Raw genomic sequence first — 18,882 nt, 5'->3', positions numbered from 1 at the left:
CTATTTGATAATATCGCAACCTAGCTTTTTATCCATCATTTATAACCTGATTTGTTCATAAGGAAACTGCTCATTTTTATCTCTTGCAGCATTATAATATCAATTTCATCTTTGGTAATAAAGCTGCATAATCCGTTTGCGTATAGAATTCAGGTGGCAATTTTTAACATAAACTTAATACAATTATATCACTATCTATCTTTTTCTTTAAAACTAAAATATCTTTTATGGGTTATTATATAGAAATGCATCATTTCTACACTCTTTAAATCATAGATTAAAGATTTTATTATCCATTAATCTGTATATCTAACATTTCCCTATACAATATAAGCTCCATGACTTCACTATTTTCTACTACTTGCTACTAAAAACTTTGAATTGTTGTCTTTCATTCAGGGCTCTATTTTGGGTAGTATTTGCATCATTGTTCATTTTTTCTCCATATTAAGATATTAATATCTATTAAGAATAAATAAATTAATTTATCATATAATTTCAATAACAATCTACAATTTCTTGGGTAAAAAAGTATCTAAAATATCAGTGTTTAAATAATAAGGATAAGACTCTTTTTGCCATATATCCCAAGGATAGATTATGATTTAGAACTTATTTACAAAGCAGTAAATTCAAGAATATTCCCAACTTAACATAGCCTTACTCATAGCTAAATATATAAAATGATGTAGTTAGCAGATCATACTCTTTTGATAACCTCCTATTTCTATTAATCCAAGCAAAACTACTGCCCATCTTTTTGTGTAAATCCTGGATCTCGTTGTGAAAACAATTCTGGTGTTTATGCACCAAAAATCTGCACTTTTGACAATCTCAATATCTATTCCATGTTTTTCTTTTCCTTTAAATCTTTTCCTTCATATCGGTCCACATTCTCTTAATATCACTGTACTTTTCTTTCATATTGTCCAATGCTCTGTCATTTTCACTTGCAGCTCCTACATAGCAACCTGAGTATCCGTGATTATATGTCTTTTTCTCCCTTTTTATACCCCTTTTCCGTCCTGACTGACTATACAGGCTCCTGCCAATTTTTGACCTACTATATTTAGTGATATCATATTTTCAAAAATCCCTTGCTTTTTCCACCTCGCTCATACACAGCCTTCCATAGCGGCGTGGTAAACAGCGCCACTGTGCGTAGTACATGAAATTTTATATCTCCCGTTTATTGTATTTTTGCGACCTTTACCATACGATACCTTTAAGTGCTTTTCTATCCATTCCCATTCTCTATCTTTTTTATCTGTTGGATACTTTCTTCTCATCCTTATTCCATGTTGAATGCAGTATTACAATATACATTCCTTGGTTTGTGGATAAGCTGTTATAGCCCTTCCTTTAAAGATCCGAATGAGATAAGATAAAGATTTAGGATGGTTGATGCCAGAGTTATGATTTAAGGAAAAAAGCAATTGGACGAAGGAGAAAATCTGTAGCTATAAGATATAAAATAGAACATTATATGACTGGAAGCGTTGGCTATAATCATAAAATTGGAATGAGTTTATCGAATTTGCTAAAAAGCATGGAGCTATCGAAAATAGCTGAACTTTGGGGTAATATTAATTTTCAACTGAAGAAAATTGGATTAAAAAAAGACCTATGGATATAGGGAAAGAAATAAAGAGCAGAATTCTTGAAGCAACCTAAAAGTCTGGTACGAATCAATAATACAGAACTTATGGATATTACCAGAAATGCTTCAAAATCTGGAAAAAAGAGTCAGCGTATTAGTATACTCTGAATAATGGGAAAATGGGAGTATTCTCCAAACCATACGAGTGCAGATAAGGGAAGTTGGTGGAGAGAAGAAAAAAACAGGCCTCTTAAATTTATTACAAAAAATTATAATGAGAAAAATAACTAATTTATCCTCAACGAATTTTGTAATGAGAAAGCAGATGAAATATCAACTATAACAGAAAAGAAATTGAATGATTTTGGGTAACATAGATGGAATTATTAAATGAAGATTCTGTAAGGTTTAAATTTTAGGTTTACTGAATATGAAAAGAATGTACAACAACTTTATTTAGCAACATCTCACAATTTAAAACAATTTAAAAGCATAGGCTATATTAGCCTACCTAATGATATGGAAAATTTGTATAAAGGATATGTATAGTGGTTATGAATGGGATAAAATTACATTCTAAATCATGAGCTAACAGATCAGGGTTATAGAGGCAACTGATGATTTGCTAATATCTGACTTATTGTACCAATAAACAAATGGATGAAGCTGGAGCTTATTTTGTTAGCCGTTATAAATCCGATACCAATATGTATGACATAGAAACAAATCAAAAAATAGAGTTTGTTTAGAATTTCTAGAAAGGGAAAAATTAAAGTGAGATCAAAAGAAGAAGGGCTAATAAAAAGTCTTCTCAAAAGAATCAAAAATTGGTCGATATTCATAACTAATGTTCCAGACAGTAAAATTAGCGCCATTAACAATTTACAGAGTAAATTATTTAAATTATATAAGTGATGAACTTAAAGATACAATATATGCTAAATTGTGCGCAATTCTTATATTTCATGGGTTGTACAAAACTGAAAGAGCTGAAAGGCGTTCATTGAACTAAAAATAGAGAGTTGTTTTTAGCGTTAAATAATAAAATTAAAGGCTTAAAGATCTTTCTTGAAAAGCTTGCCATAACTTGGTCACAATTTTCTGTGAAAGTTAAGTTCATTGAATCTTCTAACACTTTAACTTGACTCGTATGGTTTGGGGAATACTCCCTTTTTATAGCTTGTTTCAAATTATTCATGAAATTTTAACACCATAAAAAATAATTTCTCATTCAGTTTAAAAAATTCAAAATGTTATATAAAAGCAGTGTTTATTGAAACAGTAAATCATTGTTTATTTTGGATCTTTATCTTTCGACCTTTTTATCACCAATCTGGAGAGAAATTGAGTGACCGCATCAAAAGAGAGCTAATTTACAAGTGGGTTCCCACCACAAGAAACTACCAGCTGATGCTGGGAGCGCTATAGTCGTATGTTTTAAGGCATACAGCTGCAAAATCTTGTTTTAAGGTCAGAAATCTTAAAATAGCTCGAACGTTATGTGGGTCTAGGAAGGTCCTATTCATCAATCTCTAACTTTCACTGCTACAGCAGCAAACTTTAGTCAAACAAATTAATGTTCTCTTCTAAAGTGCCCCATAGATCAGATTATGTTAGCAGATTGATACTATTCAGATTCTTCCGCCCTGAATTCTCGACCACCTAATCTACTACCTATCTCTCCAGATTGGTATCCCCATTATATGCAATACTTTAAAATCTATGGAAGCAGGAATTTATTGTTTTTTAAAATTTCTTTTAATTCTTTTTTAAACCCTCTGTAGATGCTTTATATAAAGCGGGAATATTTACTCATATTTATTGATAAAATGATTTTAATAATGAGACTCTAGATTTTAAATTAATCTACTGATATTTTAACTTAGTTGACTATTAACTAGTAATGGATTAAATTCCACAATATTTTTTTAAGCCTTTTGTAAAAGAGTTGTTAGAAAAAATATAAAATTAATAAGGGCTATAAAATAGCTCTACGTATGCTATAGGGGGAAAAATGAAAGTAAAAGCAAAGCTATTAGTAGTTGAAGCAGAGGGTAGCGCTGAAAATTATGATCGGAAGATACCCTTTCTGATGTCGTTTGAAACTAGCATTAAAAAACAACTAAATCCTTTATTAAGTACTAACTTTACTATTCTACTCTTGTGTATTAGTTTAAATGATAGAATAGAGATGGATAATCATCCTATTTTAAAGAATTACACAGAAGAACTTAAAGAAATTAAAAGAAATTATCCTCATTGTATAAAATTGATACAAGTAAATGAAAATTCAGAAACTATTCTGCAATATGATGAAAATACTCAAGAACTAGATAAGGAGTTTCAAGACATTAAAAATTCTTATGGCAGTTTTACATTTAATGTATTGCAACATCTCAGGCAATGTGTATTGCAAAAATTTAATAGTACTAAAGCTATTTCAACTGCTGAAAATAGTGCTACTGTGAGTACTAATGCAGAAGCAAGTTTAGAAAGATCCTATGTATTGCAAAAGCTTAGACAACACATACTGCAAAAATTTAATAGTACTAAAGCTATTTCAACTGCTGAAAATAGTGCTACTGTGAGTACTAATGCAGAAGCAAGTTTGGAAAGATCCTATGTATTGCAAAAGCTTAGACAACACATACTGCAAAAATCTACAATAAAATTAAATTCATCTGATATAACTACTCCAATTCTGGAAACAAGCTCAAAAAGAAAAACTACACTTAACGATCAAATTAATAGTAATTTGCCTTTTAGAAAAAGAAAACTCCAAAGAAATTTTAAGGCATGCACAAAGTCATCTAGTAAATTAACAATACCGAACATACCAAACAAGTTGACTAGTATACTAGAGATAATACACTATTGGGGTCGTGACATACTTTTATGACATAGTTAAATATGTTTTTTTGCTTCAGTTAAATTGTAATTTCAAATACATCAATGACAGAAACTGCGAATTCCAGTAAAGAACGTACTTTCTCTACATCACCTTTCCTTGCTGCATTAATTATTTATAAAGTAACATAAATTTTCCATAAATTTTAATATCATAGTTAATATATTAACACATAATATTACTTACTATGCTTATCAACAGTCAATATAATAGCTACTTTTGTTTAAATTCTATTAATATTCATTTGATAAATTTAAAATCATCTTAATCTTCATGCAATGACTTTTTGTAAAATTTGAGCTGTATATAAGTCTTCCTTAGTTGTAATCTTTAGGTTATCATCATCACCATTTATAACTGCTACTGATTTATTAAACTCCATCATTACAGAAGAGTCATCAGTGAATTCCTTACCTGGATCTATTGAGTATGCTAATTTATGACAGGTAAGGATATCATTAAACTTAAACGCCTGGGGTGTTTGCAAAGCCTTAACTGTATTTCTGCAAACGTGAGATTTAATTGAGTTGTCTACTACTACTCTTATAGTATCAGTAACTGCAGTCGCAGGTACAACGCCTTGCGTTGTTTCGCAATTTTTACTTAAAAATGAAATAATATCACTTATAGTTTTATCGGCAATAAAGGGCCTGCATGCATCGTGTATAATAACAATATCGGGACTTACATCTACTATGCTTTCAAGCCCAAAACGAACGGAATCTTGACGGCGTTTACCTCCATAAATTGGATGCAGTAATTTTGCATCTGGCAACAACGACACAGCTTGCTCATATAAATTTTTATGATCTTCTCTTATAACTGTTCTTACAAGACTTACGTCTTTGTTATTTAAAAATTTTTCAATAGTATATGTTAAGATTGGCTTATCTTTTATAGTTGCATACTGCTTAGGCACTATTAAATCATATCCTTTGCACCTACCCCCTACTCCACCTGCAACTATTAAAACAACAATTTTAGTCATACATATAAGTTACAGTAACTCTTGTACTTATAAAGTATTTTTTATTACAAAAAGTTATTTCATTTCATTGTATAAATCACTTATATTTAAAGCTTGATTGGGATAAAGTGTAAAAGTAATACCAGGTATATCTTCACTTTGCAGCAACGTAAATTGGACAAAGTCTGGTGTCACGCGTAAGGTATGCAGATTCTTACTATTTTGAAATGGCTTACCATTAACCCATATTTTCCAAGTATTTTGCGATAAATATAAGATTGAATTTAGCTGTATCTTATCTGAAGAAAATAACGAATCTTCCTCTACATCTTTTTTATCAAATTGATCTATTGCACTATTTAATTGATAGACTAGCTTTTCATTGAAAAAAATACTTTTTAGTTTTCTGTGATCTTTTAATGTTTTTTCTAATAATTTATAATTTGCTTTACTTGGTTGATCATTTTCTTGGTCAGAAAAAAAGCACTCTTTAGCTTGGATACTCTCTAGTAAATTCATATCTAAATGCTCATTATTTAACTGCTTAAGCTGAGCTTGCACCCCAGCTTGAGAATAATTGCAGGTCATAATATTGTTATTATATTGCTCAATGTACTTGCATAAGTTATTATCGTCCTTTTCCAGTATTGTGTATTTAATATAATCTTTTGTATCTGTGAAGTAGGAGCATTCATACTTTAAGCAATTTTGCAGATTTATTATAACATCTGAGCAGCTATTTTTTGCTACGTTTGCATAACAATTGCTGAAAACTAGTATCATAAGTATGATAAATTTTTTCATAATTTTATATATTTTAGGATCTTATTTGGGATCATATGATTTTAAATATGTACTTGAGCAACATATAATTTAGGATTTAATAAACTATGAATATTTGCATTTTTGTCTGTTTGAGATAAAAATTTATACATAATGCAAGTTCTTTACAAAAATAGAAATATAGATACACTATAGCCTTAGTTGATGAGTTAAGTAAAATGGAAAATGATTACTTATCCTTACTTAACAAGGAGCAAGGAGCTGCTGTGGTTAACACGAGTGGCCCTACTCTTATTCTAGCTGGAGCGGGGACTGGCAAAACAAGAACAATCACAACCAGGATTGCACATATTATTAAATGTGGCTTGGCCTTTGCTGAAGAAATATTGGCGGTGACATTTACTAACAAAGCTGCAAATGAAATGCTCTTAAGAGTTTTGGAGCTAACAGATGCAAGCGGCATGTGGCTTGGCACCTTTCACGGGATAGCAGCAAGAATTTTGCGTAGTCATGCAGAAGTTGTAGGTTTAAAATCCAATTTTACAATTATCAATACTGATGACCAAGTGCAGATAGTCAAAAATATCATCAGTGACATGTATCCAAACTATTCAGCAGAAAAGTATAGTGTTATCACTGGCATTATACAAAAATGGAAAGAAAAAGGACTATCTCCTAAAGATATTGTTGCTAGCGAATTGTTTAAGCAGTCATATGTAACTGCACTAACTGTATACCATCATTATCAGGAACGTCTGAAATTTTTAAATTCTGCAGATTTTGGCGATTTGTTGTTATACAACGTACAAATCTTAAGTAAAAATAACGACATTCTTTCTTACTATCAAGACAAGTTTAAATATATAATGGTAGATGAATATCAAGATACCAATACAATACAATACCTATGGCTGCAACTTCTTGCACAAAAGCATCAAAATATCTGCTGTGTTGGAGATGATGATCAGTCTATTTATAGCTGGAGGGGAGCAGAAGTAGAAAATATTTTAAAATTCTCAGACGATTTTCCAGAGGCTAAAGTAATTCGTCTTGAGTGTAATTACAGATCCACACCTCACATACTTGCTACTGCATCTTGCATAATCAACAACAATAAAGGCAGATTAGAAAAAACTCTATGGACGCAAAGTAGTAGCGGACAAAAAGTTGGACTGATGAAATTTTGGGATGGGAAAGCAGAAGCAAAATACATTGGGGAGCTTATACTAAAGCTCAGTGAATATAAGTTTAGCGATATTGCAGTTTTGGTCAGAGCTGGGTTTCAAACTAGAGTTTTTGAGGAATATTTTGTCAAGTATTCCATTCCTTATAAAATAGTAGGCGGAGTTAAATTTTATGATCGCCAGGAAGTAAAAGATATAATTGCTTATTTAAGAGTTATAACAAATAGTAGTGATGATCTTGCTTTTGAAAGGATTATAAACAGACCTAAAAGAGGCATAGGTGCTACAACTTTAAAGAAGATATACAATATTGCTCAAGAAAATAGTATTTCCTTTATTGAAGCAACCAAAATACTAATTGATGGCAAACAAGTTACTGAAAGAACTAAAGCTACACTTCAATATTTATTAGATAAAATAAATTCATGGAAAGAGTTACTTACAGAATTTCCTTTATCTGAAGCAACAAAGATGATAGCTGATCAGTCTGGGTATATAGAAATGCTAGAAAGTGAAGGAGCAGCAGGGCTACCACGTATAGAGAATATAAAGGAGCTGCTGTCAGCATTAAATGGCTTTAGTGATGCTATAAGTTTTCTTGAGCACATCAGCTTAGTTAGCGATATTGATAGCGTTAGCAGTGACAACACGGTTTATGTTATGACCTTACATGCTTCTAAAGGTTTAGAATTTTCTTGCGTATTTTTACCTGGATGGGAAGAGGGAGTTTTTCCTCATCAAAGATCCTTCGATGATAAAACTGGCAAGTCTTTAGAAGAGGAAAGAAGGCTTGCCTATGTTGGAGTGACAAGAGCAAAAGAAAGGCTTTACATTTCATGTTCAGGTAGAAGAGAGATAAACAATATGTGGCAAACAATGCGAAATTCTCGTTTTATCCGTGAATTACCAGCTGAAAATGTTGAGATAGTAAAACATAATGTGAGTTGCTATTGAGCTAGCCAAAGCTTTTTAAACAAATCGATACTTTTAGTAATATCAGAATATTAATAATATTATAATTTAAGTTAAAATTTAGACTTGACTTTTTAGATAAAAATCTTAATATTTTAATTAAAATAAGAGTAATAGTTATGGCAGGTAATACAATTCTTACAAAAGACGATAAAAAGAAATTAGAAAATTTTTTATTCCAATGTTTAAGTCATGGAGTAGGTAAAGAAAGAATAGATAATCTAGCCCAAACCTGGATTGAAAAAGGTGGAAAAGTTAACGTTATTAAAAATTCTAACTCAGATTCTCCTTTTGGTATTATGGCAGCTATTAATGGAATGCTTCTATCAATAATAGCCATCCCTCTTATATTTCAATTGGCAGCAAAGTACAATATGGATGGTGGGCTAGCAATTGCACTTTATCTTATTAGTGTGCCAGTTTTTAATGCAATAATAACTACTTTAGAATGTGGAATATATTTGATGTACAAACATATTAGTGATAAGAGCTATGCTAGTGCATATGTTGAAGGAATGGCAGATGCTTACAATGTAAAATGCTTTGAAGAAGTGCAAACACGTTGTCAGGAATTGGAAAGTACTGTACAAGATTCAGATAAGCTCATAAATAAAATTCTCGATAATCAAGAAAATGCTAATCGACTTTATCCTAATTTACCTTCGAGTGATGCCCAACTTACACAATTTGTTCTTGTAAAAAAATGTGACTTAATTGGAGTCTAAAAAATTCCTTGTTATAGAATAGGTAGTTAACTACACTAAAAATTTTAGGGTTATGTTTAGTACAAATTTAGAACATTCAGATCCAAGTATCTATTCGTACATACAAGAGGAGTTGTTACGTCAGCAGTCACAACTGCAACTTATAGCATCAGAAAATTTTGCCAGCAGAGCGGTGCTAGAAGCGCAAGGATCAATCTTAACAAATAAATACGCTGAAGGTTATGCCGGCAAGAGATATTATTGTGGTTGTGGTTTTGTCGACAAAGTAGAAAGTTTAGCTATAGAGCGTTTATGCAAATTATTTAATGTTAAATTTGCTAATGTTCAGCCACATTCTGGCTCGCAAGCAAATCAAGCAGTGTTTGCGGCGCTACTTAACCCTGGAGATACAATACTTGGTTTATCACTGGAATGCGGTGGGCACTTAACTCACGGTGCGAAACCAAATCTTTCTGGTAAGTGGTTCAATGCAGTACAATATGGTGTTGATAAGAATACTCATTTAATAGACATGAATGAAGTTGAAGACCTTGCACTAAAACATAAACCAAAGCTTATCATTTCAGGCTCATCAGCCTATCCTAGACAAATAGATTTTAAAAGCTTTCGTGAAATTGCAGATAAGGTAGGCGCGTATCTTTTGGCAGATATTGCTCATTATGCAGGTCTTATAGTTGGTGGGGTTTATAGCTCTCCAGTAGAATATGCTCATGTTATAACATCAACTACACACAAAACTCTGCGCGGGCCACGTGGTGGGATAATTATGACTAACGAAGAGGATATACATAAAAAAATTCAATCTGCGCTTTTTCCTGGACTGCAAGGTGGACCGCTTATGCATGTGATTGCAGCTAAAGCTGTAGCTTTTGCAGAAGCACTTAAACCTGAATTCCAAGATTATAGTAGAAAAGTCGTTGCAAATGCAAAAACACTTACAAAAACTCTTAGCATAGAAGGATTTAATATTGTAACTGGAGGAACTGACTCTCACATAGTTTTAGTAGATCTAAGATTTCAAAAACTAACAGGAAAAGATGCTGTAGATAGCTTAGAGAGGGCTGGAATTGTATGTAATAAAAACACCGTTCCTTTTGATGAAAAAGGGCCATTTATTACTTCTGGTTTGCGGTTTGGCAGCGCAGCTGAAACGACTAGAGGGCTAACACAAGAGGATTTTGAGCAGCTAGGTAAAATGATAAGTAAGATACTGAAAAGTTGTAGTGATAATGGAGTCGAGGAAGAAGTAAGTAAAGAAGTTCAAGATATTTGCAGGAAATATTCTATTTATTCATAGAAGCGGTTTTTGTTTCTTCCTTATACAAGAAACTAGAGCTAGTATCTTATTAAGATATTAATTAATAAATTGAATAAAAATTTATTTGGGAGTGTTCAACAAACTGTGTCAAAAACTCAACTGAATTTTCAATCTGTTAGGAAAGAAGATATCAAGTTGAGAGATGGTTAAAGCCCAATTTGATATAGGCATAGTCCATTTCTGTTCTATCTTTTTTATAGCACAATATAATTGCTTATACAAGGCATTTGTGCTGGTAAAAGAGCCCTTGGTTTTAGTGAATTTCCTGATTTGTCTGTGCAGTCCCTCTATGGGATTGGTAGTATAAACTAGCTTTCTCACCGGATCAGAATACTTAAAATAGCCATTTCCCAATTATTTTGCCAGGATTTCACTACCATAGGATATTTTGCTCCCCACTTTTCTTCCAACTCAAGTAAATAATTTTCAGCTATTTCTCTATTTGAAGCTTGATATATTTTCTTCAAATCACTCATGAAAACTTTTACATCTTTGCTAGCCACATACTTCAATGAGTTGCGTATTTGATGCACTATACACAATTGCACTTCTGCGTTGGGAAATACACTGTTTATGGCTGCAGGAAAGCTTTTAAGCCCATCAACACATGCAATCATGATATCTTCCACACCCCTTTCTTTGAGATCATTCAATACTCCTAACCAAAAATTAGCACCTTCGCTTTCAGCTAGATAAAAGCCTAATACCTCTTTTTTACCCTCTTGATCTATGCCAAGTATATTATATATGCACTTGCTTACGCACCTACCATCCTCTTTAACTTTGAAAAATATTCCATCCATAAAAATTATTGGGTAAATAGCCTGTAATGACCGACTGCGCCACTCATTTATTATTGGTAATAATTTATCTGTAATGTTAGATATTGCTGCTGCTGATATCTTATGGTCGTAAATTTCTTCGATATGCGATGTTATGTCTTTATAACTCATACCACTGGCAAACATACTAAGAATTTTTGCTTCAAGCTCAGGATGTAAATTAGTCTGTCTTTTTCTAACTACCTGGGGCTCAAAACTTCCATCTCTATCCCGAGGCGTTATAAGCTCAAATGAGTCTGAATCTGTATTTTGAACTTTTGCCATTTCTGCGATTATTTTCTTCATTCTCATTTGATAGGTGATTTTCTATTTCACCTTCTAAACTTGCTTCTATTGATCAGAGGCGTTAAAGCTCCTCCTTTCCCAGTTAAAGACCTACCTTCTCGTATAGATGATAATATATTGTTCTCCAACTCTTTATAGTCTACTAACCCTGTGTTTTTATTCGATGTTTTTTCGTTCATATGTCAACTCCATGTTTTATATTAATATTACTATTTTTTTTGTTTGACACAGTTTGTTGAACGTTCTCATTTTCCCAAATCGATCAATTTATAAAGGTGTTTATTGTATGCACTTTTCTATTCCTTTTTGGCGGAATTTGCACCCTTTGCTTTCAAGGCTAGCCACAAAAACATTGCTGTCATAGGACTTATCAGCCACTACAATAGATATTTTTCGTTCAGCCTGTGTAATTTTGTTCCTTTGACAGTATAAATTTTAATGAAAACACATGCTTGTTGTAATTTTTTGCGTCCTAAGGCCTCTTGAGCTTTTTCCATAACCTATGGATGAGCACGTACAATTGTTCCATCAATTATGGAATTGCTTACCAATAATGCTCTCCAAATTCCCTTTTTACACCACCTTTTAAATCGTTGGTCTGTAATTGCCTTCAGCAAAAGTCGCCATTGGCAACCACTTCATACCATATTGCTTCTATGATTTTCATTCTTGCTATGTATTCCCTTTATACTTTTTATGAACTCAAAAATTCGTTTCCTTTTTTATGTATACGGTAGTTTCTCCATTTTTTAACTAATTAGACCTCTTTTCTTTTTTACCTTTTTATTTTTTGTTCACAGAGCCTAATGTTAGGGTAAATTTAGGGGTTTGATCTTCAGTTGTATCCAAGCGTGAGATCGGATTATTGTCCCATTTCTAAATCTTGATCTGTGTTTCAGAAGTTTTTTCCAATTTTACACCACTGTTTAAATCTTTTCTTCTGTAATTGACTTGATTGGCATCCACTTTTTACCATATGCTTCTACACACCTTCTTATTTTTATGCTTTTTAAGAATGCAAAAATTTGTTCCTATTTTGTCTCTTATATGTATTCGGTCCATACTAATTTACGTTTTATATTTTATCTTATATAGCTGTTCACAGAGCATAGGAATTGATATAGTTGTAATGGAAATAGATGAAGATAGTAAGAAAGACGCCACAATTACTCTTAGCATTAACATCTATCTTTGGGTATTGAAGTAATAACCTAATCACTCTTATACTTTGTTTCCTAATAGCCAAGTGCAAAGCATTACTATCTTTAGCATTAATATCTACCTCTGGATGCATAAGCAGTAATCCAATTAGTTATATATTGTATGTCTTAATGTAGAGATGTTATTGCAACTAGGCATTGACTCCCCCCTGATTTAGGAAGAACTATATTTTTACTACATCTACTTAATAGCTTGATTAGCTTACCATTAAGTGACATACTTACAAATTTTATAATATTACTACATTAGTATATGTAAATATATTTCACTCGTTTAGAGAATCTAGAGAGTTATGTTACTATCAATGTATTCCTTAATTTGTTTTAGATCTTGCCATGCTAGGCGTTTTTGCATAGGTTGACGCAAAAGATACGCTGGGTGAAATATTACCATTGTTGTAATCTCCGTATCCAAGTATTGATTAGTATATGTGTGAAACTGCCCTCTAAGCCTTGATATACTCTTAGTTTGATTGAGCAAGCTATAGGTTGCCGTACCGCCAACCAAAACTAGTATTTTAGGTAATACAAGTGCAATATGCTTCTCAACAAACGGTCTGCACATTTCAAGCTCTAAATCTGTTGGCCGACGGTTACCAGGAGGACGCCAAAACATAGTATTACTTATGTAAACTTTGGTACGGTCAAGCTCAATTGCAGCTAACATTTTATCAAGCAAATCACCACTAGCGCCGCAGAAAGGTATGCCTTTTAAGTCTTCATTCATGCCTGGTGCTTCTCCTATAAGCATGATTTTTGCCTGTGGGTTACCATCTGCAAAGACAGTATTGGTTGCCATGACTTTTACTTCACAACCATCAAACGATTCTACTACTTTTTTAAGCTCTTTAACATTGGCACATCTACCTGCTATTTTTTTTGCCTCTACTACCCAGTCACTTGGTAGCATATACTCATGTTCCATAACTTTCTCCTTCCCTTTTATCTGCTTATCATCCTCTAGAACATAATCAACACCCAAGTCTCGGTAAAATTTTAATAACTCTAAGTCCTTACCATCCATACCGCTATTCTTTATAATGCTTTTTAATCTTTTGAGCTTTCTTTACTGCCATATCATACTTTATTTTTGATAAATACTTAAAGTATAAAATACCATTTAAATGGTCAATTTCATGTTGAAAGCATCTTGCAAGCCACCCTTGAGCTTTTACTATTTGCTCATTACCATAATAATCAAGATACTTTAAAGTTAAATATTTAGGGCGGTTAATTTCATTTCTTTGCTCAGGAACAGATAAACACCCTTCATTTAATAAGATGGATTCATCAGAAAATTCAATAATTTGTGGATTAATAATGCAAAAAGGTCCACCTGTTGAGCTATAACCATCCACTCCATTTTCCAAGTTACCATACTCTTCGGGCACATCAGCAATGAAGACTCGCTTATGCACTCCAACTTGCACTGCAGCTAAGCCGAGGCCACCTTCATGATACATGGTCTCAAACATGTCATCAACCAACTGCTTAATTTCATCATTAACTTCCATTACTTCTTCAGAACAAAGATGTAGTCTATCATCAGGAGCAATAATGATAGGCAATATAGACATTTTTCTCTCCACTTCAACTTATTCTGAAAGAGATATCATCAGCAGTCAATAAATTAGTATAGTTAAAGCAGCCCTTTTTCTTTAAAACTAAAATAATCCCGTGCAGTAATTATTATATGATCAATTAAAGTTATATCCATACTCTGGCAAGCATAATTTAATTGTTTTGTAATTGCTATATCTCCACTTGATGGATGCCCATCACCACTTGGATGATTGTGAGATAAAACAATTGAAGATGCACTTATTGCTAATGCTCTCTTTATTACTTCCCTAACATATAATGGCGTTTGGTCTACTGTACCAATATCTTGAAGGTCATCAGCAATAACACCACATTTTTTATTCATATAAATAATACGAGATTTTTCCTTACTTGCCTGCCCTATGCTAACTTTTAAATAGTTAACTAACTTTTGTGAGTTATTAACTATAGGAAGCTCTTTCATGTCTTCTTTAAGTATTCTAGCTAAAGCCTCCTTGACACATAGAATAACAGCTACCGCTGAATCACCTACCATCTCAACATTCTTCAAATCATCTATATCAGCATTAAAAACACCGGCAAAACTACCAAATCGCTTCATTAATTCTCTTGCTATTGGTTTTACGTCAATCCTTTGATAGGCCGAATACAATATTAATTCTAAGATCTCATAATCGAGCAAAGGTTGACCTTTACCTAATATACATTTTTTTCTTAACCTCTTTCTATGTCCTTTTTGGTAATCAATATTTTTTAACATTTAATTTTAAATTATTAATATCTTAATTTAACTAAGTACTAAATAATGCTATATGTTACAAGTAAAAAATAAAGAATATGCTAATTTTGCAATATTTAGATTTTTCTAACTAAAATTTACATTCTCTCTCTAATACTTTAAGAATATTAAGTGTTGCTAAAGTTTAGGTCCAAGAGAGGATTGAAGTCTTTTATACTCTGCTTGTTTTATTAACTTTATGATGTAATTGACTGTCCCAATATCATAACCCTCCTTCAAGATGGACTCAGAAGTCTCTTTTTCATCAAGTAGCATCTTCAGTATAGAATCTAAAATATTATAATCTGGTAATGTACTCTGATCTATTTGATTATGACGCAGCTCCGCCGATGGCGGTTTATCAATTATATTTTTAGGAATAACATTAACCTCATAACACAGACTATTTTCAGTAATGTTATCATTACGCCACTTTGCTAGCTCATAAACTTCAGTTTTATATATATCTTTAATGGGAGCAAAGCCACCACACATATCACCGTAAATTGTAGCATAACCTACAGACATTTCAGATTTATTACCAGTTGCAAGCAGCATACTACCAAATTTGTTGCTGATTGCCATAAGAATCATACCTCTAATTCTAGCTTGTATATTCTCCTCAGCAACATCAGAGCAATAGCCAACAAAAATTTCTTTTAAACCCTCTTTTACTGAATCAAAAATAGTACTAATAGAAAGCACTTTATGTGATATATTAACTCTGCTTGCAAACTCTTGTGCATCTTGAATACTTTCTGCTGAAGTGTACTCAGATGGTAGCATAAAGGAACGTACTTTTGCACTGCCCAGTGCATCACAAGCAATTGTTGCAACTAAGGCAGAGTCTATACCCCCAGATAAACCTAATATAACTTTATCAAAGTTGTTTTTTACAACATAATCGTGCAAACTAAGCATTAATGCTTGATAAATATCTCCTATGTAATTTTCATTGCCTCTTACATAAAATTGACCTGTTTTCTTTAAATCGATCAATTTGTTTTCTTCTTGCCAGTTGCGTAATAAGTTAACACTTTTCTTAAATGCAATAAATGACCCACCGCTAAAAACATATTCACCGTTTCCTCCTACTTGATTTACGTATATAATTTTTTTGCTATCATGGTAAAATTTTTCAACAGAACTTTTTTTGCCTTTTGTATATGGTCTGCTATCCATAAGCAACAAAATATCACTACTACCCCCCCCTTCTTCTATCAGATCATTTTCTAGATCAGTGTTAAAAATACAAAGTTTGATTTTTTCTTCATTAAAAGTGAATTCATGAATTTTATTATTTTCTAGGTCAGACTCTGCTAATAATAAAACTTTCTCCTTTTGTAATAAAAATATTGAATTAAATATTTTATTCTGCTTTTTAGTAGCACTACCTATGATTATAGGTACGTTATAGCTTTGAGTATATCGTGCTAGCTCCTCTAATACTTCACTGCATTTTTTAAAAAAGTCATTTATAGGAACAGGAGGTTTTCTTAAATAACCAGAAATAGCAAAACTAGAGAATATTACCAACTCTACAGCATTATTAGCATTTTTTTTATATACATCTAAAATCTTCCTATTGTTATGCTGAACATTTTTAGCTGTATAATTGAGTTGAGATATTAGCACTAAATTCATAAAAGTACTATAATTGTATATCAATCGTTTTACAGTCTATTTTATTTGTTGAAATTACAATTTCAGAATTACCATTTACAAAATTGTCTACATATTTACCAAAAAATTCATATCTCCAACCTCGAGATAAATCGCTATCCTGCCTACATATTGATTTTATTATCTCATTCTTTGAAGCAACAAGCCTTTGTGATATATGGTGTGCTTGACATCTATCATACAGTAGCATTAAAAGGATATCTAAAGTAGATTTCTTATAATAAAGAAAGTTATTATTTAAGTCGTGTCTTACATCTTTATTCTCTTCCAGTATTTTTGGAAATTCTAAAAAGTCCCTTTCTGTCAAAATTTCTTTTACATACTTTTCTATGCAGTCTTTTATTACCATGTTGTGCATAAGACATTTTTCTGCAATAGAAGCTATTTTTGTGCCATTAACTATATGATCTCGATTTATATTATAACGCCGTGCTAATATTTCCCGCCATTGACAAATTGCTTTTATTGCAGTTATGGACTCTGCTTGTAATTTTGTATCAAATTTTACTCTTTTCCAAGCTTCCCGAGGATTATTAACATATGTATTGACGTCACTTACTTTTTGCATCTCTTCCAAAAACCACAGAATTCTGTTATTCTCTACTAACTTATCATAAAGAACAGTATATAAATCATACAAATGAGTTACATCATTTAAGGCATACTCTATCTGTTCTTCAGAAAGAGGACGTTTTAACCAATTGGAGCTTTTTAGCTTTTTCTTATTAAGCCTTACCCCTTTTATTTGCTCAACCAATTTAGAATAACCAACAAAATTCTCATAATAATAACAAAACATTGTAGCAATTTGGGTATCAAAGATGGGACTTATTGCTTCTGAAAAAACTGTAAACAATACTTCTAAATCTTGTCTACAACCATGAAACATCTTGATAATTTTCGTATTCAGCAGCAACTGTGCAAGAGGTAATAGATCAAGTTCGTTTGATAGTACATCAACAACAAAACTTATACCACTACAAGAAATTTGAATTAAACATAGTTTAAAATAATAAGATTTATTATCCTTGATAAATTCTGTGTCAACTGCGATAAATTCCGGTTGCCTTGCCTTTAATTTTTCACAAATTATTCTTAATTCCGTAGTTCTATTAATCAACATTTTTATACTTAATTATAAATTTGAGTTAAGACTATAAAGTCATTCAAGAATTTTACTGATACCAAGCGTCTGCTATTTATTAACTTGACAATAAATAAAATGTCAAGTAGTCATTGCAGATATTAACGTTTTTTTTATTCTTTCAGTTTACAATTTACTATTGTAAATAAAGTATTAAAACAGGATTGAATGATGATAGAGATTACTCATAATCTTTCTTCAAAGAAGAAAAATAAAAAAAATTTTTCTAACGATAGGTCTATTATGCCAAGAGCAGTTGCAACATGGCTTATAGATAATACTTCATTGACTTTTCCTCAAGTCGCAGCGTTTTGTGGCCTGCATTACTTAGAAATCAAGCTAATAGCAGATAAAGAAGATGATGTAGACATTCAAGGATGTAATCCTATTGAAATAGGTCAAATTACGGAAGAGGAAATCAAAAACTGTGAAAGTGATCCGTCTAGAACACCACAGTTAAGTAGTGTCTTGCACGATTATATAAGCAAATCAAAGTCTTATTATACATCAGCTAAAAAAAGCTCAAACAGAATTAAGAAAAGTTCAGATAAACCAGATGCAATTCTCTGGCTAATAAAACACTATCCAAAGATAAGTGATAAACAAATAACAAAATTAATCAAAACAACTGAAAGTACTATTATTTCAATTCGAAATAAAACTCACTGGAAAATAGATAGTTTAAAACCACGTGATCCTGTATTATTACGTTTGTGTACCCAAGATCAACTGGATTATATAGAACAAGATGTTAAAATAACTGAAATGGAGTAAAAAGAAAAAACATAAAAATATCTAGACAAATTAGTGTAGTTTACTGCAAATTAATTTTACAAAAATTAATTGACATGAGCAAGTCATTTACTTAGCCTTATAATTAGGTTGTTTTGTAATTTTATATAAATTAAAC

General features: G+C 31.9%; 14 protein-coding genes and 3 pseudogenes. 7 read left to right on the top strand and 10 right to left on the bottom strand.

Features of this window, described 5'->3' with window-relative positions:
- Positions 1 to 632: 632 nt before the first annotated feature.
- A pseudogene (locus AACL19_RS05350) lies at positions 633 to 1,289 on the bottom strand (IS5 family transposase).
- Between the two features lie 197 nt (positions 1,290 to 1,486).
- Here AACL19_RS05350 and AACL19_RS05345 point away from each other — a divergent pair.
- From AACL19_RS05345 to AACL19_RS05335, 3 genes and pseudogenes are all read left to right on the top strand, one after another.
- Positions 1,487 to 1,636, top strand: a complete 150-nt coding sequence (locus AACL19_RS05345; protein WP_339045470.1) for a hypothetical protein — start codon at positions 1,487 to 1,489, stop codon at positions 1,634 to 1,636.
- A 593-nt stretch (positions 1,637 to 2,229) separates the two neighbouring features.
- Positions 2,230 to 2,573, top strand: a pseudogene (locus tag AACL19_RS07125) (IS4 family transposase); the annotation flags it as partial.
- A 1,041-nt stretch (positions 2,574 to 3,614) separates the two neighbouring features.
- Complete coding sequence (locus tag AACL19_RS05335) at positions 3,615 to 4,499, top strand: hypothetical protein (RefSeq protein ID WP_339045469.1); 885 nt, start codon at positions 3,615 to 3,617, stop codon at positions 4,497 to 4,499.
- Between the two features lie 280 nt (positions 4,500 to 4,779).
- Here the strand turns inward: AACL19_RS05335 and AACL19_RS05330 are convergent, their stop codons facing one another.
- Positions 4,780 to 5,496 carry an IspD/TarI family cytidylyltransferase gene (locus tag AACL19_RS05330; RefSeq protein WP_339045468.1) on the bottom strand — a complete coding sequence of 239 codons (717 nt, stop codon included), beginning with the start codon at positions 5,494 to 5,496 and terminating at the stop codon, positions 4,780 to 4,782.
- A gap of 54 nt (positions 5,497 to 5,550) precedes the next feature.
- Positions 5,551 to 6,279, bottom strand: a complete 729-nt coding sequence (locus AACL19_RS05325) for a hypothetical protein (RefSeq protein WP_339045467.1) — start codon at positions 6,277 to 6,279, stop codon at positions 5,551 to 5,553.
- Between the two features lie 197 nt (positions 6,280 to 6,476).
- Between AACL19_RS05325 and AACL19_RS05320 the strand changes: the two genes are divergently transcribed.
- From AACL19_RS05320 to glyA, 3 genes are all read left to right on the top strand, one after another.
- On the top strand, positions 6,477 to 8,396 hold the full coding sequence (locus AACL19_RS05320) for an ATP-dependent helicase (protein WP_339045466.1): 1,920 nt from the start codon (positions 6,477 to 6,479) through the stop codon (positions 8,394 to 8,396).
- Positions 8,397 to 8,533: 137 nt separating this feature from the next.
- Positions 8,534 to 9,139 carry a hypothetical protein gene (locus AACL19_RS05315; protein ID WP_339045465.1) on the top strand — a complete coding sequence of 202 codons (606 nt, stop codon included), beginning with the start codon at positions 8,534 to 8,536 and terminating at the stop codon, positions 9,137 to 9,139.
- Positions 9,140 to 9,191: 52 nt separating this feature from the next.
- Positions 9,192 to 10,436, top strand: a complete 1,245-nt coding sequence (glyA, locus tag AACL19_RS05310) for a serine hydroxymethyltransferase (RefSeq protein WP_339045464.1) — start codon at positions 9,192 to 9,194, stop codon at positions 10,434 to 10,436.
- Positions 10,437 to 10,544: 108 nt separating this feature from the next.
- Here glyA and AACL19_RS05305 read toward each other — a convergent pair.
- The 7 genes and pseudogenes from AACL19_RS05305 to AACL19_RS05275 all read right to left on the bottom strand — a co-directional run bounded on the left by AACL19_RS05305 (position 10,545) and on the right by AACL19_RS05275 (position 17,951).
- Positions 10,545 to 11,763 (bottom strand): annotated as a pseudogene (locus AACL19_RS05305) (IS256 family transposase).
- Between the two features lie 920 nt (positions 11,764 to 12,683).
- Positions 12,684 to 12,878 (bottom strand): hypothetical protein, encoded by a 195-nt coding sequence (locus AACL19_RS05300; RefSeq protein WP_339045463.1) that lies wholly within the window; start codon positions 12,876 to 12,878, stop codon positions 12,684 to 12,686.
- 209 nt (positions 12,879 to 13,087) lie between these two features.
- Positions 13,088 to 13,828, bottom strand: coding sequence for a uracil-DNA glycosylase (locus AACL19_RS05295; protein ID WP_339045462.1), 741 nt, complete (start codon positions 13,826 to 13,828; stop codon positions 13,088 to 13,090).
- A 4-nt stretch (positions 13,829 to 13,832) separates the two neighbouring features.
- A complete protein-coding gene (def, locus tag AACL19_RS05290; RefSeq protein WP_339045461.1) occupies positions 13,833 to 14,381 on the bottom strand; it encodes a peptide deformylase in 549 nt (182 codons plus the stop codon).
- A gap of 62 nt (positions 14,382 to 14,443) precedes the next feature.
- Positions 14,444 to 15,127, bottom strand: coding sequence for a RadC family protein (gene radC, locus AACL19_RS05285; protein WP_339045460.1), 684 nt, complete (start codon positions 15,125 to 15,127; stop codon positions 14,444 to 14,446).
- Positions 15,128 to 15,283: 156 nt separating this feature from the next.
- Entirely contained in the window at positions 15,284 to 16,789 is a 1,506-nt protein-coding gene (locus AACL19_RS05280) for an NAD+ synthase (protein WP_410519851.1), read from the bottom strand.
- Between the two features lie 7 nt (positions 16,790 to 16,796).
- Positions 16,797 to 17,951: a ribonuclease D gene (locus AACL19_RS05275; RefSeq protein WP_339045458.1), complete on the bottom strand. Its 1,155-nt coding sequence runs from the start codon at positions 17,949 to 17,951 to the stop codon at positions 16,797 to 16,799.
- Between the two features lie 192 nt (positions 17,952 to 18,143).
- On the opposite strand from AACL19_RS05275, the gene AACL19_RS05270 reads away from it, so the two are divergent.
- A complete protein-coding gene (locus tag AACL19_RS05270) occupies positions 18,144 to 18,746 on the top strand; it encodes a cell cycle transcriptional regulator TrcR (RefSeq protein WP_339045457.1) in 603 nt (200 codons plus the stop codon).
- The last annotated feature ends 136 nt before the right edge of the window (positions 18,747 to 18,882 follow it).

It is taken from the genome of Candidatus Mesenet endosymbiont of Agriotes lineatus (genome assembly GCF_964019585.1).
Classification (GTDB): domain Bacteria; phylum Pseudomonadota; class Alphaproteobacteria; order Rickettsiales; family Anaplasmataceae; genus Mesenet.
Note: the sequence above shows the minus strand (reverse complement) of the source record. Positions and strands in the feature narration are given on the sequence as shown.